The 21803-nt window shown below is 36.4% G+C and carries 16 protein-coding genes, 4 tRNA genes and 4 pseudogenes; 7 read left to right on the top strand and 17 right to left on the bottom strand.

Annotated elements, in window-relative coordinates; translation table 11 throughout:
- Positions 1-22: 22 nt before the first annotated feature.
- The 3 genes from rnpA to epmB form a co-directional block, all read right to left on the bottom strand.
- Positions 23-379: a ribonuclease P protein component gene (rnpA, locus tag A9G28_RS03725; protein ID WP_081301496.1), complete on the bottom strand. Its 357-nt coding sequence runs from the start codon at positions 377-379 to the stop codon at positions 23-25.
- Positions 380-390: 11 nt separating this feature from the next.
- A complete protein-coding gene (rpmH, locus tag A9G28_RS03720) occupies positions 391-531 on the bottom strand; it encodes a 50S ribosomal protein L34 (protein ID WP_025314679.1) in 141 nt (46 codons plus the stop codon).
- A 221-nt stretch (positions 532-752) separates the two neighbouring features.
- The gene (epmB, locus tag A9G28_RS03715) at positions 753-1781 is read right to left on the bottom strand and encodes an EF-P beta-lysylation protein EpmB (RefSeq protein WP_065566366.1); all 1029 of its coding nucleotides are present in this window, start codon (positions 1779-1781) and stop codon (positions 753-755) included.
- Between the two features lie 33 nt (positions 1782-1814).
- Between epmB and efp the strand changes: the two genes are divergently transcribed.
- Entirely contained in the window at positions 1815-2381 is a 567-nt protein-coding gene (efp, locus tag A9G28_RS03710) for an elongation factor P (protein WP_065566367.1), read from the top strand.
- 620 nt (positions 2382-3001) lie between these two features.
- Here efp and A9G28_RS03705 read toward each other — a convergent pair.
- The gene (locus tag A9G28_RS03705) at positions 3002-3442 is read right to left on the bottom strand and encodes a hypothetical protein (protein ID WP_065566368.1); all 441 of its coding nucleotides are present in this window, start codon (positions 3440-3442) and stop codon (positions 3002-3004) included.
- Positions 3435-4250 carry a nucleoside triphosphate pyrophosphohydrolase gene (gene mazG / locus A9G28_RS03700; RefSeq protein ID WP_065579807.1) on the bottom strand — a complete coding sequence of 272 codons (816 nt, stop codon included), beginning with the start codon at positions 4248-4250 and terminating at the stop codon, positions 3435-3437. Before mazG ends, A9G28_RS03705 begins: the two co-directional genes overlap by 8 nt.
- Before the next feature lie 215 nt (positions 4251-4465).
- On the opposite strand from mazG, the gene A9G28_RS03695 reads away from it, so the two are divergent.
- Both A9G28_RS03695 and A9G28_RS03690 read left to right on the top strand, forming a co-directional pair.
- Positions 4466-6469: an OPT family oligopeptide transporter gene (locus A9G28_RS03695; RefSeq protein WP_065579798.1), complete on the top strand. Its 2004-nt coding sequence runs from the start codon at positions 4466-4468 to the stop codon at positions 6467-6469.
- A gap of 138 nt (positions 6470-6607) precedes the next feature.
- Entirely contained in the window at positions 6608-8527 is a 1920-nt protein-coding gene (locus tag A9G28_RS03690) for an ABC transporter ATP-binding protein (protein WP_065579797.1), read from the top strand.
- Positions 8528-8652: 125 nt separating this feature from the next.
- On the opposite strand, the gene nusG is transcribed toward A9G28_RS03690, so the two are convergent.
- The 9 genes from nusG to tcdA all read right to left on the bottom strand — a co-directional run bounded on the left by nusG (position 8653) and on the right by tcdA (position 15463).
- Positions 8653-9198: a transcription termination/antitermination protein NusG gene (gene nusG / locus A9G28_RS03685; protein WP_065579796.1), complete on the bottom strand. Its 546-nt coding sequence runs from the start codon at positions 9196-9198 to the stop codon at positions 8653-8655.
- A 1-nt stretch (position 9199) separates the two neighbouring features.
- A complete protein-coding gene (gene secE / locus A9G28_RS03680; RefSeq protein ID WP_065566372.1) occupies positions 9200-9601 on the bottom strand; it encodes a preprotein translocase subunit SecE in 402 nt (133 codons plus the stop codon).
- Positions 9602-9739: 138 nt separating this feature from the next.
- Complete coding sequence (tuf, locus tag A9G28_RS03675; RefSeq protein WP_065572358.1) at positions 9740-10924, bottom strand: elongation factor Tu; 1185 nt, start codon at positions 10922-10924, stop codon at positions 9740-9742.
- A 184-nt stretch (positions 10925-11108) separates the two neighbouring features.
- Positions 11109-11184: transfer RNA gene (locus A9G28_RS03670), tRNA-Thr, on the bottom strand.
- 3 nt (positions 11185-11187) lie between these two features.
- Positions 11188-11262 (bottom strand) — tRNA-Gly (locus A9G28_RS03665).
- Positions 11263-11317: 55 nt separating this feature from the next.
- A tRNA-Tyr gene (locus tag A9G28_RS03660) sits at positions 11318-11402 on the bottom strand.
- A 33-nt stretch (positions 11403-11435) separates the two neighbouring features.
- Positions 11436-11511 (bottom strand) — tRNA-Thr (locus A9G28_RS03655).
- A gap of 160 nt (positions 11512-11671) precedes the next feature.
- Positions 11672-14368, bottom strand: coding sequence for a bifunctional acetaldehyde-CoA/alcohol dehydrogenase (gene adhE / locus A9G28_RS03650; protein WP_065566493.1), 2697 nt, complete (start codon positions 14366-14368; stop codon positions 11672-11674).
- A 300-nt stretch (positions 14369-14668) separates the two neighbouring features.
- Positions 14669-15463, bottom strand: a complete 795-nt coding sequence (gene tcdA, locus A9G28_RS03645) for a tRNA cyclic N6-threonylcarbamoyladenosine(37) synthase TcdA (protein ID WP_065579795.1) — start codon at positions 15461-15463, stop codon at positions 14669-14671.
- A 284-nt stretch (positions 15464-15747) separates the two neighbouring features.
- Between tcdA and A9G28_RS03640 the strand changes: the two genes are divergently transcribed.
- Positions 15748-16752 (top strand): dihydroxyacetone kinase subunit DhaK, encoded by a 1005-nt coding sequence (locus tag A9G28_RS03640; protein ID WP_065579794.1) that lies wholly within the window; start codon positions 15748-15750, stop codon positions 16750-16752.
- Position 16753: 1 nt separating this feature from the next.
- On the top strand, positions 16754-17383 hold the full coding sequence (gene dhaL, locus A9G28_RS03635) for a dihydroxyacetone kinase subunit DhaL (protein WP_065566496.1): 630 nt from the start codon (positions 16754-16756) through the stop codon (positions 17381-17383).
- A 191-nt stretch (positions 17384-17574) separates the two neighbouring features.
- On the opposite strand, the pseudogene A9G28_RS03630 reads toward dhaL, so the two are convergent.
- Positions 17575-18050, bottom strand: a pseudogene (locus A9G28_RS03630) (IS5 family transposase); the annotation flags it as partial.
- 66 nt (positions 18051-18116) lie between these two features.
- Between A9G28_RS03630 and A9G28_RS03620 the strand changes: the two are divergent.
- Positions 18117-19182: pseudogene (locus A9G28_RS03620) on the top strand (IS3 family transposase).
- Positions 19183-19200: 18 nt separating this feature from the next.
- Here A9G28_RS03620 and A9G28_RS03615 read toward each other — a convergent pair.
- Positions 19201-19490, bottom strand: a pseudogene (locus A9G28_RS03615) (transposase); the annotation flags it as partial.
- A gap of 220 nt (positions 19491-19710) precedes the next feature.
- Positions 19711-20556 carry a DMT family transporter gene (locus tag A9G28_RS03610; protein ID WP_065579792.1) on the bottom strand — a complete coding sequence of 282 codons (846 nt, stop codon included), beginning with the start codon at positions 20554-20556 and terminating at the stop codon, positions 19711-19713.
- A gap of 121 nt (positions 20557-20677) precedes the next feature.
- Here A9G28_RS03610 and A9G28_RS12980 point away from each other — a divergent pair.
- Positions 20678-21759, top strand: a pseudogene (locus A9G28_RS12980) (IS3 family transposase).
- Positions 21760-21803: the final 44 nt, after the last annotated feature.

The following is a 21803-nucleotide window of genomic DNA, read 5'->3' as shown; positions in this document are numbered from 1 at the left end:
TTAATAATTGATATGAATTTATTTAAATATCGATCTTGGCTATGATTCGTTGACATAATTTATTGAGTGTTTCAACGATTTGTTGATTATCTAAATCTATAACAGGCTGTTTAGCCATCAAAATAAAATCAATATTAGGAAGTTGATGTTGATGATGTCGAAAATACTCTTTAGTCAATCGTTTAATACGATTACGCTCATGCGCTCTTTTTACCTGTTTTTTCGCTATAGCAAACCCTAACCGTATATGGTTACAGTTATTTTTACGGGCCACTAAAGTTAAAAACGGCGACCCAGCCCGCACGGACTCTTGGAAGACATGATTAAAATCAAAGGGAGTTAGCAATCGTAACTCCCGAGGAAAAGTGAACTTAATCACCCAACTTTAAATCAGCTAGCAACAGTTAAACGAACACGGCCTTTAGCACGACGGCGAGCAAGAACTTGACGACCGTTTTTAGTTGCCATACGAGCACGGAAACCGTGAGTTCTATTGCGTTTTAATACTGATGGTTGAAATGTGCGTTTCATGACGATTTATATCCAAATCTAATTTATCAACAGGTTGCAGAGTCTAAACTCCACAGCATTAATTAAAGAAGTCGGAATTATAGAGACTATTTTATTTTTCGTCAATGAGATTTTCACCGATTTATTTGAATAAAAACCATTAATAGTTCATTATGGCACAATTGAATAAAATTAAACAAATTCTTATAACATAATAGGTTAAAAAAACAAAAATAAATCAACTAATCCATAAAAGCAAGTACACGCTTACTTTTTTCGCCACCGACTTCGCGTGCTAATTTAGGTACCAAATAACCCGATATCTTTTCGGCTAACTGTTTCATTATGATTTTTGCAACATCATCTTCGACTAAAAAATGGGCGGCGCCTTGCACTTTATCTAACAAATGGATGTAATAAGGCAAAATACCAATATCGAAAAGCCGATTACTTAACTGTGCTAAAACCTTGGCGTTGTCATTAACATTTTTCAATAACACGCTCTGATTCAGTGTTGTCACATCACTTTGTTTTAAAAGTCTAATTGCATTAGCAACATCATTATCAATCTCATTGGGATGATTAATGTGAGTAACTACTACAATTTGCAACCTGCTTTCAAAAAATAATTTGCAAAGCTCAGATGTTACTCGTGAAGGAATAACAACGGCTAAACGGGTATGGATACGCAAACGTTTAATATGTGGGATTTGTTCTAAGGCATTAATCAAAAATGCTATTTCATGATCTTTAGCCATTAAAGGATCACCACCTGATAAAATAATTTCATCAAGTTCTGGATGGTTAGCAATATATTCAAGTGCAAAAGCCAGGTTTTTTTTATTGCCTTGGTTATCGTGATAAGGGAAATGTCGCCTAAAACAGTAACGGCAGTTAATTGCACAGGCTGTTTTCGTTATTAACAATGCTCGGTTATGATACTTATGTAATAGCCCAGGGATAACATTATCTTGCTCTTGTAATGGGTCATTGCTATAACCCTTTACTTTTAATAATTCGTTATCATCGCAAAGCACCTGCAATAAAAGAGGGTCGTTATTGTCGCCTCTTTTCATCCGGTTGATGAAAGCCATAGGTACACGAAGTGGAAACTGCTTTTTTGCCAATTGCATAGAGCTTGAAATGGTTTTTGGGTCTAGATCCAAATAAGCATATAAAACATTGATATCTGTCACAACATTGGCAAGCTCTATAATCCATTTATCTTTATTATTTGGTAGTTCAATTTTTTGCTGTATAATGTGGCTCATTTTTTGTAATTCAGAATTTTAGTTGGAGCTTTTATGGCATCTTATAGTACTAATGAGTTTAAAGCGGGTCTTAAAATAATGCAAGATGGCGAGCCATGTGTCATTGTTGAAAATGAATTTTACAAACCCGGTAAAGGTCAATCAATTAACCGCGTAAAAATTAAAAAATTACTTTCAGGAAAAACTGTCGATAAAACTTTCAAATCTGGCGAATCAGTTGAAGCCGCTGATGTTGTGGATATGAATTTAACTTATCTTTATACCGATGGCGAGTTTTGGCATTTCATGAATAATGAAACATTTGAACAACTTTCAGCTGATGCTAAAGCAGTTGGCGATAATGCCAAATGGCTAGTTGATCAAGCTGAATGTATTTTAACTTTATGGAATGGTCAGCCAATTGCAGTAACGCCACCGAACTTTGTTGAGCTTGAAGTGATTGAAACCGATCCAGGTCTAAAAGGTGACACAGCAGGAACGGGTGGAAAACCAGCAACGCTATCAACTGGTGCTGTCGTACGTGTGCCACTATTTGTACAAATTGGCGAAATTCTAAAAGTTGATACACGCTCAGGTGAATATGTTTCACGCGTAAAATAAAGTAACTTATGATTAATTTTAATTTATCATAAACAAGAGAGGTTTCTTGACCTCTCTCTTACTTACCCAAATCCTGTTGCTTACCTTTGGGAGAAGTCCAACTTTCTACTCGAAAGTTATCATCAATGGTGAATTTTATCCACAAAACTTAAAAAGTGCTAAATTAAATAAGCCCCAAAACAATACATCTAGCACTTAAAAATCATTCAGAAAACCAATTGATTTTATTGGGTTTTTTTATTTTTTACTGAATCTAGTATGTGATAAGGGATCTATATTTTGCAGCTTTTATCTTTGGATGATGGCATGTGGTAAGTATTAATTTTCAAAATACTACTCAATTTTAAATACAATTTGAATAAATTCTAAAGTTTTGTTACGAAGTCGAAATAATCAAATATTTCCCATTAAACCATATTGTTATTAATTTTTATCGTATATTGCCAATAAAAATTAAGCAACATATTGATGTCGTTTTCAATAACCAGAATTGTAGCGTGGTTTTGTTTGTTGCCGTTAGTCGAGTTAGCAAGCTATCAGTGAAAATATTTAGGCAGTGATATAGCCTCATATTAGAGGCTATTATCGTATTTATTAGGCTATATTTCAATTTAAGCGAATTATAAATAAACCATATGAGTACCTTTTTCTGGTTGAAAGGTAGCTTTACCAAATTCATCTAAGAAGTAGGCGATATGATCGGCTTTATCCCCCACTAAACGTCCTTTGACTTTGTTCCATGTCATCAGAGCTATCATCGAATCAGGTTCACAGCAAATTAACATGGGTTGTTCAAACTCTTCATTCCAATAAAACTCACCACCATATAATTTATGGGCGGTGAGTAATAAATAACAGCCATATTCTTGTGAGATCATGTTTAATTGCTCTTCTGAAATGCTGAAGTTCTTTTCAGCCAGTTCACTAATAATCATTTCAACAACGGTGATGCTTTTTTCTGAGTAATCAAGCTGATTAATGCTCCATGTTGGGCTATTCAATATGGCGTTTTGCGCCCATGCTTCAATTTCTTGATATAATTCATTTTTTTGTTCAGTCATTTTTATTCACTTCGCTATTGAGTTTAATCTGTTCTAATTGCTTAACACTTTGCCATGCGGCTTCCATTTGTTCAAGTGTTGCATCAATTAAAGTTATATTTTTTTGTTTGAGTATTGATTCGACTTGTTGAAATCGTCGAGTAAATTTTTTATTGGCTTGCTTTAAGCACTGTTCCGATTTAATTTTTAAATGCCTTGCTAAGTTGACGGTAGCAAATAATAAATCGCCAAGCTCTTCTTCTATTTTTTGTGGATCTTGTCTTGGGTGTTCTAACTCTTGCTCTACTTCGTTAATTTCTTCTTTTACTTTATCAAGTACCGCAATGATATCATTCCAATCAAATCCAACCGAGGCGCACCGTTTTTGAATTTTTTCTGCTTGCATTAGGGCTGGGATTGCCTTAGGGATATCATCTAGTAACGAATATTGCGCTTTTTGATCGCGCTCTTTTTGTTTAAGTTGTTCCCAATTCGGTTTTTGTGTTTGGTTGTCTGTAAAAATATGAGGATGGCGATAAACTAATTTATCTGCTACAGATTGGCAAATATCATCAAAATTAAACAGCTCTTGATCATTGGCCAAATCGGCATAAAAGATAATGTGAAACAGTAGATCGCCCAGTTCTTTTTTTAGTTCATCTGTATCTTGTTTATCAATGGCATCAAGTACTTCGTATGTTTCTTCTAGTGTATAAGATTTTAATGAAGCAAAAGTTTGAACTCGATCCCATTGGCAACCATTAATTGGGTCGCGGAGTTGTTTGGTGATTGCTTGTAAACGCTGTAATTCCTTCACAATATTTCTCATAAAATGAATCATTGGTTGTACCATTGTAAATGGTTTGATAGTAAAACGGTTGTTCTTTTAAATATTAATTTCAATATATTTTGATGCTGTTGATAATAATTTCATCAAAAATCACCATAAAAACAGCTAAAATAAGGCTATTTACGGAACTTCTAGCCGATAAATGTGAATTAAGTATATAATACCCCCTTATTAAATTAACTCTATTAAATAATATGCATAATTTACGTGAACTTACTTTAAGAGGTACCATTCTTGGTGCTTTTATAACTGTCATTTTTACTGCATCAAATGTTTATCTTGGCTTAAAAGTCGGATTGACATTCTCGTCAGCCATTCCTGCTGCGGTGATTTCAATGGCAATATTAAAACTGTTTTCGGGCTCTACCATTTTAGAAAATAATATGATACAAACTCAGGCATCGGCAGCAGGTACATTATCTTCAATTATTTTCGTGCTTCCTGGCTTGTTAATGATTGGATATTGGCATAGCTTTCCATTTTGGCTAACCTTTGCGGTATGCTCAGCAGGTGGAATGCTTGGTGTTTTATTTTCCATTCCATTGCGACATGTCATGGTAGTAAAAAGTAATTTGCCTTATCCTGAAGGGATAGCCGCCGCTGAAATTTTAAAAGCAGGTTCTGAAACTAATAATAATGAGGCGAACGAGGGGTTAAAAGATATTTTATTTGGTGGTGTTATTGCCTCTATTGTTAGCCTATTTACTAATGGTTTTCGTGTGTTATCCGAAAATACAGCCTATTGGTTTTCAGCTGGCAAATCTATTTTTCAACTCCCGATGGGATTCTCATTAGCTTTGCTTAGTGCGGGTTATTTAATCGGTATTATGTCTGGAATTGCTATTTTAATTGGTACCATGATTGGCTGGGTCTTTGGTATTCCAATTTTAAGTGCAATAAGTGATTATGATGCTACTCAGCCTTTATCCAAAATCGCTATGGGGTTTTGGGCTAGTGATATTCGCTTTATTGGTGCTGGCGTAATCGCTATTGCAGCAGTTTGGACTCTACTAACACTAATCAAACCGATGATTGAAGGGTTAAAAATTTCATTTAAAACTATGCGTTCTGATGTGTCAGTAAACGACATCGCACCAACCGAACGAGATTTATCACCAAAAGCGATTTTATTAATTATGGGTAGTATGTTGGTCATTTTATTAGTGACTTTCTATTCATTTATTGCCGATAGTGGACTATCTGCTGGTATTGCATGGACATTAGTTTTTAGCGCTGTATTATTTGCTTTTATTATGGGCTTTTTAGTTGCCGCGGCTTGTGGTTATATGGCAGGACTTGTTGGCTCATCGGCCAGCCCAATATCGGGTATCGCCATTGTTGCCGTGATTGTCATTTCATTAATCTTATTAGGTCTTGGCGAAGTCAATGGTATGCTGGATTCTATTGAAGGTTCCAATTTTGCTACGGCTCTCGCACTGTTTACTACCAGTACTGTTTTGGCTGTAGCTTGCATTTCTAACGATAATTTACAAGACCTAAAAACAGGTCATTTGGTTAATGCTACACCATGGAAGCAACAAGTCGCATTATTACTTGGCTGTGTTGTTGGTGCTATTGTTATTGCGCCTATTTTAGAAATTTTATACAACGCTTACGGTTTTACTGGTGCCTTACCTCGCACAGATATGGACACAACTCAAGTTTTAGCCGCACCACAAGCAACGTTGATGACAACAATAGCTAAAGGTATTTTTGCACATAAACTTGATTGGACTATGATCTTAATTGGACTTGCTGTGGGGGCTATTATTATCGCAATTGATGTAATCCTTGCCAAGAATAAGTCTAATTTCCGCATACCTGCACTGGCTGTTGGTCTAGGTATTTATTTACCACCAAATATCACAACACCGATTATTATCGGTACTTTATTATCTTGGATAATTAAACGTAATGCTTATAAAAAGGCCAAAGCGCAAAATTTAGATCCAGAACAACAATTCAAAAAAGTGGATCGTAAAGCTGCATTAATTGCTTCAGGATTAATTGTTGGTGAAAGTTTAGTTGGTGTTTTATTAGCGGTTGTAATTGTGATTAGTATTACCAATGGTGGCAATGATGCACCACTGGCAGTACCAGTTAATTTAGGCATATTACCTGAACTTTTAGGTCTCTTTGTTTTTGTTAGTATATGTGCACTCTTTATTCGTCGTGCTTTATCGGCTATAAAAAAATAGTCATTTAAGTAACTAATTTAAGCCCTTTGTTTTTACAAAGGGCTTTTTTATCAACTTTTATTGTTTTATGTTATTTTTTATTTTTAATAATTAAAACAATATTTTTATTAACACATTTTTAATAATAGACAAGATATCATGATTGTATTTGATTCAATCCAAGTGCGTCGAGGCATTAATTTGCTTTTAGATAATGCTTCGGCAACCATTAATCCTCAACAAAAAGTGGGATTAGTGGGTAAAAATGGTTGCGGTAAATCCACTCTTTTTTCACTGATAAAAGGCGAAATTCAAGCTGATGCAGGTAAATTAAGTATACCACCTCAATGGCAACTTGCTTGGGTCAATCAAGACACGCCTGCATTGGGTATTCCTGCTATTGAATATGCCATTGATGGAGATCGGGAATACCGTCAATTAGAAAAACAGTTAGATATTGCTAATAAGCAAAATAATGGTGAACAAATTGCGGTTATTCATGAAAAGTTTGATACTATCGATGCATGGACTATTCGTGCTCGAGCTGCAACGCTGCTTCATGGCTTAGGGTTCTCTAATGAGCAATTAATGTCCCCAGTTAAATCATATTCAGGTGGTTGGCGGATGCGGTTAAATTTGGCACAAGCCTTGATGTGCCGTTCTGATTTATTGTTGCTTGACGAACCGACTAATCACCTTGATTTAGACGCTGTTATTTGGCTTGAAAAGTGGTTAAGTAATTATTCAGGCACGTTGATTTTAATCTCTCATGATCGTGATTTTTTAGATCCGTTAGTTAATAAAATTATTCATATTGAACAAAGAAATTTATTTGAATATACCGGCAACTATTCTTCATTTGAAACTCAACGCTCAACGAAGTTGGCACAACAACAATCGCTTTATGAAAGGCAACAACAAAAAGTTGCACATTTACAGAACTATATCGATCGCTTTAGAGCAAAGGCAACTAAAGCGAAGCAGGCCCAAAGTCGTATAAAAATGTTAGAAAGAATGGAGCTCATTGCGCCAGCGCATATTGATAGCCCATTTCATTTTCATTTTAAGCCAGCTGAATTTCTTCCTAGCCCTTTGTTAATGATGGAAAAAGTTGTGGCGGGTTATGATGATAAAATTATACTAGAAAAGATTAAACTTAATTTGGTTCCTGGATCTCGGATTGGATTATTAGGGCGCAATGGTGCTGGAAAATCAACATTAATAAAACTATTAGCAGGTGAGCTTTCTCCTAAAGAAGGACATATTAATCTTGCTAAAGGTATTCAACTTGGCTATTTCGCTCAGCATCAGTTAGAATATTTACGCCCCGATGAGTCGCCACTCTGGCATTTAACACAGCTTGCTGAGCCAAGAAATACCGAGCAAGAACTGCGTAATTATCTAGGTGGGTATGATTTTCAAGGCGATAAAGTCAGCGAACCGATCAAAACGTTTTCGGGGGGCGAAAAAGCACGCCTTGTTTTGGCTTTAATTGTATGGCAAAAACCTAACTTGCTACTATTAGATGAGCCAACCAACCATTTAGATTTAGATATGCGACAAGCATTGACAGAAGCACTGATTGATTTTGATGGAGCTTTGGTTGTCGTTTCACATGATCGTCATTTGTTACGTTCCACGACTGATGAATTTTATTTGGTTCATGATCATAAAGTTGAACCATTTGAGGGAGATCTCGATGATTATCAAAAATGGCTGACGGAAGAGCAAAAAAATGATCGCCAAACTAATGAAGAAAGTGATTTAGTCAAAAAAGAAAATAATAACGTTTCAGCTCAGGATCGTAAAGAGCAAAAGCGCAAACAAGCTGAATTACGCGCTCAAATGCAACCAATAAAAAAACAGTTACAAAAAGAAGAGCAAGTACAGGAAAATTTAGCAAAACAACTACAAATGATAGAGCAACAACTGTCTGATCCAATGATGTATGAAGCCAATAAAAAATCGGATTTAACAAGTTTACTTTTGCAACAAAGCCAACTGAAAAGCGAGTTAGAGCAAAGCGAGTTAAAGTGGTTGGACTTGCAACAGCAACTCGAAGAATTTCAAATAGAATAGATTATCTCGCTTGTAATACAATATTGTAATAAATAAGTTTAATTTTATTGGCTAGAATAAAAAAAATCACAGATTTAACTCTGTGATTTTTTATTTTATCAAATAATTTATTCTAATAAAATTGATTAGTTTTTTTCAACTTGACTAAAATCAAGCTCAACAGGCGTTGAACGACCGAAGATAGAAACCGATACTTTTAAGCGGCTTTTTTCATAATCAACTTCTTCAACAACACCATTAAAGTCAGCAAATGGACCTTCGTTAACACGAACAAGCTCACCTGGTTCAAATAAAGTTTTAGGACGTGGCTTATCGCCAATTTGTTGTAATCGATTCATGATAGCATCAACTTCACGCTGACTAATTGGGGCAGGTCTATCAGAAGTACCACCAATAAAGCCCATTGTTCTTGGCACACTTCTTACTAAATGCCAAGTCGCATCATTCATCGCCATTTCAACTAATACATAACCAGGAAAGAATTTACGTTCACTCTTACGGCGCTGACCGCTTTTCATTTCAACAACTTCTTCGGTTGGTACTAATACTTCCCCGAAAGAATCTTCCATATCATGTAATTTAATATATTCACGTAATGATTGTGCTACACGCGCTTCATAACCAGAATACGCTTGTATAACATACCAACGTTTTTGTTGTGTTTCGCTCATATTAACGCCCTATTGATGTTAAATAAAAGATGGCTGAACCGAATAAAGAATCCATTCCCCAAAGCGCTAAACCAACAATAACTGTGATAGCAGCAATCAGCATGGTTGTTTGTGTCGTTTCTTTACGAGTCGGCCATACAACTTTTCTTAACTCTTTTCGTGATTCTTGTAAAAACAACAAAAATGATTTACCTTTAGCTGTTGTGATCGCAATGAATAAAGTTAATAGCGAAAGCACAACAACCGCTATAATCCGAACGATCGTATTAGGTTGATATATATCATTAGGTTCAGCAAAATAAAAATTTCCCCAAACAACAAACGCAATCAATACTAAAACTAAACACCATTTCAATTTGTCTAGAGCAGTATTTGTATTTTGACCCTCGTTACTTACTAGCATATAAAACCCATGATTATGTTATATTATAATAATATCTACTTTCCAAAATGCTCTTTTAAATAAAAACATTTTGCTAAACAGACTAGATAAGAAAGGGCATCAAATGACACCCTCATCTCATAATTGCAAGCCTTTAAATTATTTAATAACTTTAGCAACCACACCAGCACCAACAGTACGGCCACCTTCACGAATCGCAAAACGTAAACCTTCAGCCATCGCGATAGGGTGAATTAATGATACTGTCATTTTGATGTTGTCACCAGGCATTACCATTTCTACGCCTTCTGGTAATTCAATAGTACCCGTTACGTCAGTTGTACGGAAGTAGAACTGTGGACGGTAACCTTTGAAGAATGGAGTATGACGACCACCTTCATCTTTACTTAAGATATACACTTCTGATTCAAAATCAGTATGTGGAGTGATTGAACCTGGTTTTGCAAGTACTTGACCACGTTCGATTTCTTCACGTTTTGTACCACGTAGTAATACACCAACGTTTTCACCTGCACGACCTTCGTCAAGTAATTTACGGAACATTTCAACACCAGTACAAGTGGTTTTAGTTGTTGGTTTGATACCAACGATTTCAACTTCTTCACCCACTTTGATGATACCGCGTTCAACACGACCAGTTACTACTGTACCACGACCTGAAATTGAGAATACGTCTTCAATTGGTAATAGGAATGGTTTGTCAATATCACGCTCTGGCTCTGGGATGTAGCTGTCTAATGCTTCAGCTAATTCAACAATTTTGTCTTCCCACGCTGCTTCGCCTTCTAATGCTTTAAGCGCTGAACCACGGATTACTGGTGTGTCATCACCTGGGAAATCGTATTGAGATAGAAGTTCACGGACTTCCATTTCAACTAATTCTAATAACTCTTCGTCATCAACCATATCACATTTGTTTAAGAATACGATGATGTAAGGAACACCTACTTGACGACCTAAAAGGATGTGCTCACGAGTTTGTGGCATAGGACCATCAGTTGCTGCTACTACTAAGATAGCACCGTCCATTTGTGCCGCACCAGTGATCATGTTTTTAACATAGTCAGCATGGCCTGGGCAGTCTACGTGCGCATAGTGGCGAGTTGGTGTATCGTATTCAACGTGTGAAGTATTGATGGTGATACCACGTGCTTTTTCTTCTGGTGCGTTATCGATTTGATCGAATGCACGAGCTTGACCGCCGTATTTTTTAGCAAGAACAGAAGTAATTGCTGCAGTTAAAGTTGTTTTACCATGGTCAACGTGGCCGATTGTACCAACGTTAACGTGGGGTTTTGTACGTTCAAATTTTTCTTTAGACATCGATTGTCCCTCAAATGTAATACAAATCGGTGGCGATTCACCACATTAACCAAGTATCATATTTAATATCAACATAATACTAACTTAAAATTAGCTCTGAATAATAACAGATAAAGCTATCTAGTGACAAGCATTAAAAGCAGTCAAATTTGATATTTTTAGAAGTTTAGGAGAATAACAAGAATGGTGCTGATAGGCAGATTTGAACTGCCGACCTCACCCTTACCAAGGGTGCGCTCTACCAACTGAGCTATATCAGCAATTGGAGCGGGCAGCGGGAATCGAACCCGCATCATCAGCTTGGAAGGCTGAGGTAATAGCCATTATACGATGCCCGCATGTTCAAACTCGGCTACCTAAATGCTTCAATTAGCTATTGCTAATATTAGATGATGGTGGTGGGGGAAGGATTCGAACCTTCGAAGTGTGACACGGCAGATTTACAGTCTGCTCCCTTTGGCCGCTCGGGAACCCCACCCCGAATCTTTATAAATTTGTCTACTTAGGAAAATGGTGCCGGCTGCCGGAATCGAACTGGCGACCTACTGATTACAAGTCAGTTGCTCTACCTACTGAGCTAAGCCGGCCTAAGTGCTGCGCATTATGTACTAGAACACTCAACCTTGCAAGCAAAAAAAACAAATTTTATTTTGTTTGATTAAAAAAAAATCAAAAACATAAAAAAGACCTGAAATATGAGCTATTTCAGGTCTTTTTTTAATCAATAAATCAAAAAATTAATTTATATTAATTTTTTGAAGTTAGTTTTTTTTTAGACGTTTGTACACCTTTAGCGGCGGTATTGATAGCAACATCTTCGCTAATATCGCCATTGTCTTGATATGCACGTCCATAATAGGTATCAAGCAAAATTTGTTTTAATTCTGCAATTAAAGGATAACGTGGGTTTGCACCTGTACATTGGTCATCAAAAGCATCAATCGCTAGTTGATCAACTTGTGCTAAGAAAGTGTTTTCATCCACGCCAAATTCTTTAATAGAAAATGGAATATCAAGATCTTTTCTTAGTTGATCTAACCAACCAATTAATTTCTCGACTTTCTTTTCATCTTTGTCAGTAGCTAAGGTTAAACCTAAATGATCAGCGATTTCTGCATAACGGCTAATGGCTTTAGGATAACCATATTGACTAAAAGTACCTTGTTTAGTTGGTTTATCCGTTGCATTAAACCGCACCACATTGCTAATTAACATTGCATTAGCCACACCATGAGGAATATGGAATGCAGCACCAATTTTGTGTGCCATAGAGTGACAAACACCTAAAAATGCTTGAGCAAATGCAACACCAGCTAATGTGGCAGCACTATGCACTTTCTCACGTGCTATTGGATTTTTAGCCCCTTCTCTATAACTTGCAGGTAGGTACGTTTTAAGCATGCTTAGCGCTTGCAACGCTTGCCCATCAGAAAACTCACTAGCCATCACAGATACATAAGCTTCTAAAGCATGAGTAACCGCATCATAACCACCGGCGGCACAAAGTGATCTTGGCATGTTCATAACTAAATTAGCATCAACAATAGCCATATGCGGAGTAATTGCATAATCCGCTAATGGATATTTTTGACCAGTTGCGTCATCAGTAACAACAGCAAATGGCGTTACTTCAGAGCCTGTACCCGATGTTGTTGTGACACAAATTAATTTTGCTTTTTGACCCATATTTGGGAAATGGCAAGCACGTTTACGAATATCCATAAAACGTAATGCTAATTCTTCAAATTTTGTTTCAGGGTGCTCATATAAAACCCACATAATTTTAGCCGCATCCATTGGCGAACCGCCACCTAGCGCAATAATCATATCTGGTTGGAATGATTGCATTGAGTCCGTACCCTTACGAACAACGCTTAAAGTGGGATCAGCTTCAACATCAAAGAAAGTTTCACAAATAACACCTTGTGCTTCTAATTGATCAGTGATTTGTTTTGAGTAACCGTTGTTAAATAAAAATTTATCGGTTACCAAAAATACACGTTTTGCGCCTTGCTCAATCACTTCATTTAAAGCAACTTGAAGCGAGCCACGTTTAAAATAGATAGAACTTGGTAATTTGTGCCATAACATATTTTCTGCTCTCTTAGCGATTGTTTTCTTATTGATTAAATGCTTCGGTCCAACATTTTCAGATACCGAGTTACCGCCCCAAGAGCCACACCCTAATGTTAAAGATGGCGCCAAATCAAAGTTATACAAATCACCAATACCGCCATGAGCTGCTGGTTGGTTAATTAAAATACGGCAAGTTTTCATTTTACTACCAAAATAAGCAATACGTTCACGGTTGCTATCTTGATCAGTATAAAGCACAGAAGTATGCCCCATCCCACCCATTTCAACTAATTTTTCCGCTTTATCAACCGCTTCAGAAAAATCTTTAGCTTTAAACATAGCAAGTGTTGGCGAAAGTTTTTCATGAGCAAATGGTTCAGACAAGTCAACCTTATTCACTTCGCCAACAAGTACTTTCGAACCAGCTGGAACTTTGAAGCCGGCCATTTCAGCAATTTTGGTCGCTGGTTGACCAACAATATTAGCATTTAACGCGCCTTTATCGTTTAAGATAATACCTTGTACTGCTTTAGTTTCTTTAGCGTTTAATACATATGCGCCATATTGGGTTAATAAACTGCGCACTTCATCATATACAGAATCAACCACAACAATTGCTTGTTCTGAAGCACAAATCATACCATTATCGAATGTCTTAGACATAAGAACAGAAGCCACAGCACGTTTTAAATCTGCTGTTTCGTCAATAACAACTGGCGTATTACCCGCTCCAACCCCTAATGCTGGTTTGCCTGAGCTGTAAGCTGCTTTTACCATACCCGGACCACCTGTTGCTAAAATAGCCGAGACATCATCGTGATGCATTAACGCATTTGATAACTCAATGGATGGTTCATCAATCCAACCAATAATGTCTTTTGGTGCACCAGCTTTAATTGCGGCATCTAATACAATTCTAGCTGCTTCAATCGTTGATTTTTTTGCTCGAGGATGAGGGGAAAATACAATTGCGTTACGAGTTTTTAAACTAATTAATGATTTAAAAATCGCAGTTGAAGTAGGGTTAGTGGTTGGAACAATTCCACAAATAATACCAAGTGGTTCTGCTATAGTAATAGTACCAAATGGTTCATTTTCAGCCACTATACCACAAGTTTTATCGTGACGGAATTTGTTTAAAATATACTCTGCAGCAAAAAGGTTCTTTATGACTTTATCTTCAACAATTCCCATTCCTGACTCAGCAACTGCCTGTTGTGCTAGTGGGATACGTGCTGCCGCTGCGGCTGTTGCGGCTGCTACAAAGATTTTGTCGACTTGCTCTTGAGTATAAGTTGAATAAGTCTCCTGTGCTTTTTTCACTCGAGCCATTAACTCATTTAACTCATTCATATTAGTTACTGCCATAGATTTCTCCTTGAAATTAAAAAATAAATCGGGATCGTTTGGCGTCTTCCTTGAAACTATTTAATGCTTAAGCATAATAACAAAACGAAATTAGCACTATCCTAAATCAGATTTTTAATTTATACAATAAGATATTAAACAAAAAAGTAGTTTAATAATAGAACAATGATTTTTAAGAAGAGAAAAAAATTGAATAATAAAAATAGCAACAGATAAACAACTATTTCTAATAAAAAATAGTTGTTATTGAAAGTAACTCATATATAAAAAAGAAGCTGTTTGCTTAGTTCAAAATATAAATCATAAATGACATAATCTATTTAATACATAACTCACAGCAACAAAACCAAAAGTTGCTGTGACTGTGGTAATTGCCCCAAATCCTGATTCGCAGTCCATTTTTTTAGGGCCGTCTGCGTCACTTTTGGTAAAACATATTTGCCCATTTTTAGTTGGATAAGTTAGTTGTTCGGTAGAATAAACACATGGAATGGCAAATTTACCTTTACTGTCCTTATTAAGTTTATAATGATTTTTCAATTTTTCGCGTAATTTAGCGGCTAATGGGTCTTGAATTGTTTTTGCTAAATCAGCAATTTTAATTTGAGTAGGATCTTTTTGCCCACCAGCTCCACCGATGGTAATCACCTTTAATTTCTGTCGCTTACAATATGCAAGTACAGCCGCTTTATCATTTACACTATCGATAGCATCAATAATATAGTGATAACGCGGTGATTGTTTTGTGCCCAAATATTCACTGACATTATCTCCATTAATGAAATCATCAATTTCATTCACAACACATTCAGGATTGATTTGTAAAATTCGCTCAGCCATAACCGATGTCTTTGCTTTACCGATATTGGATTTTAATGCATGAATTTGGCGGTTAGTATTTGTAACGCAAACATCATCCATATCAATTAAGGTGATTTGACCAATGCCACTACGCGCTAGCGATTCAGCAACCCAAGAACCCACGCCGCCAATACCAATCACACAAATATGCGCTTGCGAAAAGCATTGTAAAGCTGATTGTCCATAAAGCCGTGCAATGCCACTAAAACGTTGAAGATAAGATTCTGTATTCATAGATAATTCTTGATGATGGTTATACTCAAATATCAGCTTTTTTGAAAACTTTACAAATTATAACTGCAATATTCTTTTATAAACAAGTTATTAATATGTATTGGTGCTATTATGTTCTTTCAAGAATAAACAACTAAATTTCTAGCTCTCATAAAGATCAACTAAATCATCCCGATGATGCACAATAAGTAGGATATTATTTGTCATTAATTGTATTCGTTTGAGTTATTAATTTTTCCTACAATAAATAATGTTAACAATAATTAATAGAGAGGAAATAAAGAATGCGCAACCCCAAAAAACTGCTTAATGATCCCAATAATGTAAGGCAAGAAGTCATGCAAGGGTTGATCTATGCTTATCAGGGAAAGCTAACAGCAATTTCAGAGCATTGTGCTGTTTATGGTAACCATATTGCCAATGATCAAGTTGTCATTGTATCAGGCGGTGGTACAGGTCACGAGCCGACTTTTGCTGGTTTTATCGGTAAAGGAGGTATTGATGGCTGTGCACTTGGAGAAGTTTTTACATCGCCATCGCCCGATCAAATTATTGAAGTGACCAAAGCTATAGAAAAAGGGAAAGGCGTCCTTTTTTTATATGGCAACTATTCTGGTGATGGCATGAACTTTGATATTTCAGCTGAAATATTAGCAGAAGAAAATATTGTTATCAAAACGATTCGAGCAACTGATGATATTGCTTCGGCACCATTATCTAAGATTTCTGATCGCCGTGGCGTCGCTGGTATTATGTTTTTATACAAAATTGCTGGCGCTGCCGCACAATTTGAAAAATACGACCTTGAAAATCTCTACCAAGTTGTATCGAAAGCAAACAACAATGTTCGTACCATCGGTGTCGCCCTAGATGGATGCGCATTACCTCAATCAAATCATTTCAATTTTGAATTAGATGATAACGAAATTGAAATTGGTATTGGTATTCATGGTGAAGCAGGGTTGCGTCGACAAGCTATAACATCATCTGATGAAGTTGTTAAAGAGATGATAGACAGCCTGTGTAATGATTTACCGTTTAAAAAAGGCGACCGCGTGTGTGTATTAATTAATAATTTAGGCGCACTGAGTAATGCCGAACTGTTCATTGTAACACGTAAAGTCGGTATTGAGCTGGATACACGCGGCATAATCAGCCACGATGTCGTTGTTGGCCATTTTTGTACATCCCTTGAAATGTCTGGTTTTTCAATTAGCTTAATGAAATTAGATGAAGAATTACAACATCTTTATGATTTACCTTGCCAAACACTAGGATGGAGAAAATAGAATGAATTTATTACAAGTTCGTAAAATGATGTTATTTACCGCCCAAAAAATGATCGAAAGTGAACCAACATTAACCGCTTTAGATCAATTAGTCGGCGATGGCGATCACGGCATCGGTATGAAACGTGGATTTACAGCTATCATGGTGCTACTACAAGACGAAAAATTTCAACCAACTAATATAGGTGATTTTTTTACGCAAATTGGTACAAAATTAATGATAAGTATGGGCGGAGCTTCTGGCGCTATTTTTGGTACTTTATTTAGAGCGGGCGGAAAAAGTATTACAGGCGTAACAGAGTTTGATTCTGATGTATTATCAAAACTCCTTAACGAAGGTTGGCAGGCAGTCTATCAACGCGGAAAAGCCAAACCAGGGGATAAGACTATGGTTGATGCCTTAGCCGCTAGCGCAACAACCGCAAGTCAATTAACATCTACGAAGTTAATCGATGCGCTACCTAAAATCGCACAATCTGCTATGGAAGGCGCAGAAAAAACGAAACAGATGATCGCTGTATTTGGACGAACTAAAAATTTAGGTGAACGCGCAATTGGTCACATGGATCCGGGAGCGGCTTCAATGGCGTATATCTTAAAATATATGAATGAATATATCCAAACCCAATAAAACAATAAATCCGCCGATATCATCGGCGGACATCATCATCACAATATCGATAAAATAATATTCTAAGTATCATTGATAAAATGTCTAAGTATTCAAACAACATCTAATTTTTTAATATAAAATTTTTTACTGATTCACTATTTTTCTATTAATTGACTAGGGGCTGTTGATCTTTGCTGTACATAAATTACTCAACAATACATTGGCAGCCACATTAACATAAATGCCAGTGATACCATACTGGCATAATTCCTTTCTAACTTATCGTATCTAGTTGATATTGAACGATATTGCTTGATTCTAGCAAAGGCATTCTCGACTAAATGACGATAGCGATAAAGGCACCTATCCATACTGCTTTTATCTATATCCTTACCATAATTACGTTTAGCAATCACCGTTCGTCCGCCTTTTTGACGAACAAAGCACCGAAAAGGCTCGCTGTCATAACCTTTATCGGCTATCACTGTATTCACTTCATCGAGCTTTTCAACTAGGTTTTCTGCATAAGTGATATCATGTCGTTGTCCTTCAGAAAGCTCAAAAAAATAGGCAAACCACCACTATCAACCGCAAGATGAATTTTAGTTGAATGACCGCCACAGCTCTGACCTATTTGCTCGGAATGCTCCGTTGCAGCGCCTGTACTATGTTGATGAGCCCTGATCCTCGCCAAAAAAGTGGACAAAAGTCGCCTCTATGATATAAACAAAAATCATAGGAGACAAATATCATGGTCAAAAAATTTAGTATCGAATTTAAACAACAATCAGTGGATTATGCGTTATCTAATGCACACCTTTCTATCAGCGAACTTGCCAACCATCTAGGTGTGGGTAAATCAACCCTAGATAAATGGATTAGGCAACTTTCCCCGAATAAAACTAGCCGTCGAGAGTTAACCGCTGAGCAACAGCGGATTATGGCGTTAGAAAAAGAGATTAAAGAACTGAAAATGGCCAATGATATACTAAAAAAGGCGCATGTGTACTTCATCAACAATCCAAGTCGGTGAAGTACGCTTATATGAAAAATCATTTAACTAGCTATCCCGTTACTAGGATATGCTCATTACTTGGTGTCAGTTCATCAGGTTATTATGCTTGGTTAAAAAGAGCAAACAAATCCGCCAAACTCAGCGAGTATATCCAAAAACAGTATTGGCAACATAAAGCCCGTTTGGGTGCACCAAGCCTGCTTCATGATGCAAGGGAAGCGGGCTATCAAGTTTCAGAAAGGACAATTAGCCGTGTTTTGCAACAATTGGGATTACGAAGTAAAGCAGCACGTAAATTCAAGTATAAAACAGACACGGCTCATCACAATATTGTGCCCAACACGTTAGATAGGCAATTTAACCCTGATAAGCCGAATACGACATGGGTAACCGATATTACTTATATCAAAACGGGGGAAGGTTGGTTATATTTGTCGGTGATTATCGATTTATATGGACGAAAAGTGATTGCTAGGCAAACCAGTCGCTACATAGACCGTCATTTAGTGTGTAATACATTAAAACAAGCCTTATTTCGGCGTCACTTTCCTAAAAATGTACTCATTCATAGTGACCAAGGAAGCCAATATTGCAGTGCTGATTTCAAGCAATTATTGTTACAATATGGGCTAAGGCAAAGCATGAGTCGAAGAGAAAACTGGCTAATAAAGCACTATTTGAATATATTGAAATCTATTATAATCGGATACGCCGTCATTCAGCCAATGGCTGGGTATCACCTGAACAATATGAACAACAATATTACCAAAATGAAAAAATGATAGAGGTGGGCACTGTCTAATATTTTGGCGAGGATCACCCTGATAATCGAGCCATCTAGGAACACCCATTCAAAATCCGCTAGTTGTGATAAATGTTTGAAAATATCAACTAATATTCCTTTTTAGACCACAAATTAAATCGCCTATAGACGGTGCTCCATCCACCAAATTCTTCTGGCAAATCTCGCCAAGGAATACCGGTTCTCATTCGGAAAAGGATCCCTTCAAACGTCATCCGATGCTCGGATTTATTATAAACTCGGCCGGTATTTTTCATTATTTGTAGTAGCTTTTCCCACCGTTTATCTGTTAGCATTGTTCTTGGCATGATGAATCGAGTTAGGGTTGTTTTTTGCAGAATTATTATAACTCACATCATGCCGTCTAAAAAACAATCACGAAAGATCAATACACCCTAATTCTTTGAATTATTTGAATTATTTTTGATAGAAAGTTGTAACTAATTTTCCATCCGCTTTAGCAACTACAAAAAGTAAAAACTGAATTCTAAATTGTACCGAATTCAGTCTTAAAAAAGGATAGAAAAGTCATTTATTTTTAGCAAAGAAAATCCCGACTACAACAATAAATATTCCTAGAATCTCTTGGAGAGATAGATTTTCATGAAAAAGAATATAAGCATATAATGCGGAAATAACAGGCTGCATAAGAACTAATATTGATGCAAGGCTAGCAGATATTTTTCCTAGAATATAGCTAAGGCCACCTTGCCCTAGTATTTGGGAAAAAATAGCTAACCCAATAAGAGGCCATAGTTCTCTCCAACTTGTAGGGTAACTAACTCCCTCCATAATTAAACTGGCTAATAAAAGGACAACAACTGAGCCAAAGGCACTATAATACATAACTTGTACGCTAGATACTCTAGTTCTTACTTTGTAAACAATGAGTAAAAATAAGGCATAAAAAATAGATGTCATAAATGCAAGAAAATCACCAAAGACATTTCCTTCGTTAGTATTTTGTTTACCGGTGATCAGGATAAAAAGCCCTAATAAAGCTAAAAACAATCCTAGTAAAAATTTTTTTGATATTTTTTCTTTATATAAAAAATAGCAGGCCGGCACTATACTAAAAGGGACTAAATTTGCTAATAAATTTGCATTTGCGACTGTCGTATATGAGAAAGATATATTCCACAGTATTAAATCCCCTGCTAGAAATCCTCCAGAAATATAGAGTAAAAGTTTATCTTTACAGATCACTTTATTCCTTTTTTCTATTTTAAAAAAAGGATATAGTATTGGAATGCTAAACAGTACCCTATAAAAACCTGTACTAATAGGTCCTAATTCACTTAATTTGACAAAGATCCCTCCAGTGGCTAAAAATGACACAAAGAGTAATGTAAGGAAAAAATATAAATATCTCATTGAACGGCTACCTTAATATATTGTTTAGTATTTTTTATTGTTACAATGTGTAACTATCCCCTAAAATAGTACAGCAAAAAAGTAGAAAATTCTCTATGATACAAGTAAAGGGGATTTAATTATGAAAAAAATGACTGACCATCAAATCGTCGCTATTTTAAAAGAAGCTGAAGCGGGTATTCCCGTTAAAGAACTGTGCCGTAAATAGGGCATGGCAAATTCAACTTTCTATAAATGGCGTGATAAATACGGTGGTATGGAAACCTCTGATATTAAACGTTTAAAGGAGCTTGAGGCCGAAAACCGTAAACTTAAACAGATGTTTGCTGAGCTCAGTTTAAAATCTCAGCTTCAGGAAGAAATCATAAAAAAGCTTTAGTGCCAACTGGGGCACGTAAAACGTGGGCACAGCAACTACAACAAAATCATTCAGTTACTATTGCTATGAGTTGTGCCATTGTTGGCTTAAGCTGTTGTGCTTACTATTATCAACCTAAGTTACAGGATGATTCGGTGATTGTTTCGGTGTTGAATGCTATCACAGACCGGCATTTACGCTGAGGCTTTCCTAAATGCTTTAATCGTATCAGAAAGCTCGGCTATAAATGGAATCATAAGCGTGTTTATCGGGTGTATTGTGAGTTAAAACTTAATATTAGAGCTAAACGTAAAAAACGTATCCCCCAACGAACACCAGAAAAGCTATTGGTTCCTAATAAACAAGGTGAATGTTGGTCAATGGATTTTATGAGTGATAGTAGCTGTAATCAACGTCGCTTTAGGACATTCAATGTCATCGATGACTTTAATCGTGAGGCGTTAGGTATTGATATTGCAGTAAGCTTACCGGCAGGGATAATTACCCGTTACTTAGATAAACTGGCCGAATATCATGGGTATCCATTAAAAATACGAGTCGATAATGGACCAGAATTTACAGGAAAAACCTTTATAAACTGGGCTAAATCCCATGATATAGCCATTGATTATATAGAGCCCGGTAGCCCATATCAAAACGGGTATATTGAACGATTTAATCGCACCTATCGCACAGAGGTATTAGATTTATATTTATTTAATAATCTGGAACAAGTAAGAAAGGTAACCGAAGAATGGCTAACCAGTTATAACACCGAAAGACCGCATGAGGCATTAAATAACATGACACCGCTCGAATATAAAACATTAAAACAGGCAGCTTAATTTTCTACGTAAGTTGTGTACTAAGTTTGGGGTATTTACAAAGT

The sequence above is a fragment of the Gilliamella sp. Fer1-1 genome, from assembly GCF_001690825.1.
GTDB lineage: Bacteria > Pseudomonadota > Gammaproteobacteria > Enterobacterales > Orbaceae > Gilliamella > Gilliamella apicola_C.
This window is presented reverse-complemented; position numbering and strand designations above follow the sequence as displayed.

Bases quoted from the DNA above. Each gene is read 5' to 3' on its own strand.
- epmB (WP_065566366.1), bottom strand. From the start codon at position 1,781: ATGAGCCACATTATACAGCAAAAAATTGAACTACCAAATAATAAAGAT.
- tcdA (WP_065579795.1), bottom strand. From the start codon at position 15,463: ATGAATACAGAATCTTATCTTCAACGTTTTAGTGGCATTGCACGGCTT.
- tuf (WP_065572358.1), bottom strand. From the start codon at position 10,924: ATGTCTAAAGAAAAATTTGAACGTACAAAACCCCACGTTAACGTTGGT.
- A9G28_RS03695 (WP_065579798.1), top strand. From the start codon at position 4,466: ATGCATAATTTACGTGAACTTACTTTAAGAGGTACCATTCTTGGTGCT.
- rpmH (WP_025314679.1), bottom strand. From the start codon at position 531: ATGAAACGCACATTTCAACCATCAGTATTAAAACGCAATAGAACTCAC.
- A9G28_RS03690 (WP_065579797.1), top strand. From the start codon at position 6,608: ATGATTGTATTTGATTCAATCCAAGTGCGTCGAGGCATTAATTTGCTT.
- adhE (WP_065566493.1), bottom strand. From the start codon at position 14,368: ATGGCAGTAACTAATATGAATGAGTTAAATGAGTTAATGGCTCGAGTG.
- A9G28_RS03610 (WP_065579792.1), bottom strand. From the start codon at position 20,556: ATGAGATATTTATATTTTTTCCTTACATTACTCTTTGTGTCATTTTTA.
- A9G28_RS03705 (WP_065566368.1), bottom strand. From the start codon at position 3,442: ATGACTGAACAAAAAAATGAATTATATCAAGAAATTGAAGCATGGGCG.
- mazG (WP_065579807.1), bottom strand. From the start codon at position 4,250: ATGAGAAATATTGTGAAGGAATTACAGCGTTTACAAGCAATCACCAAA.
- efp (WP_065566367.1), top strand. From the start codon at position 1,815: ATGGCATCTTATAGTACTAATGAGTTTAAAGCGGGTCTTAAAATAATG.
- nusG (WP_065579796.1), bottom strand. From the start codon at position 9,198: ATGAGCGAAACACAACAAAAACGTTGGTATGTTATACAAGCGTATTCT.
- dhaL (WP_065566496.1), top strand. From the start codon at position 16,754: ATGAATTTATTACAAGTTCGTAAAATGATGTTATTTACCGCCCAAAAA.
- secE (WP_065566372.1), bottom strand. From the start codon at position 9,601: ATGCTAGTAAGTAACGAGGGTCAAAATACAAATACTGCTCTAGACAAA.
- A9G28_RS03640 (WP_065579794.1), top strand. From the start codon at position 15,748: ATGCGCAACCCCAAAAAACTGCTTAATGATCCCAATAATGTAAGGCAA.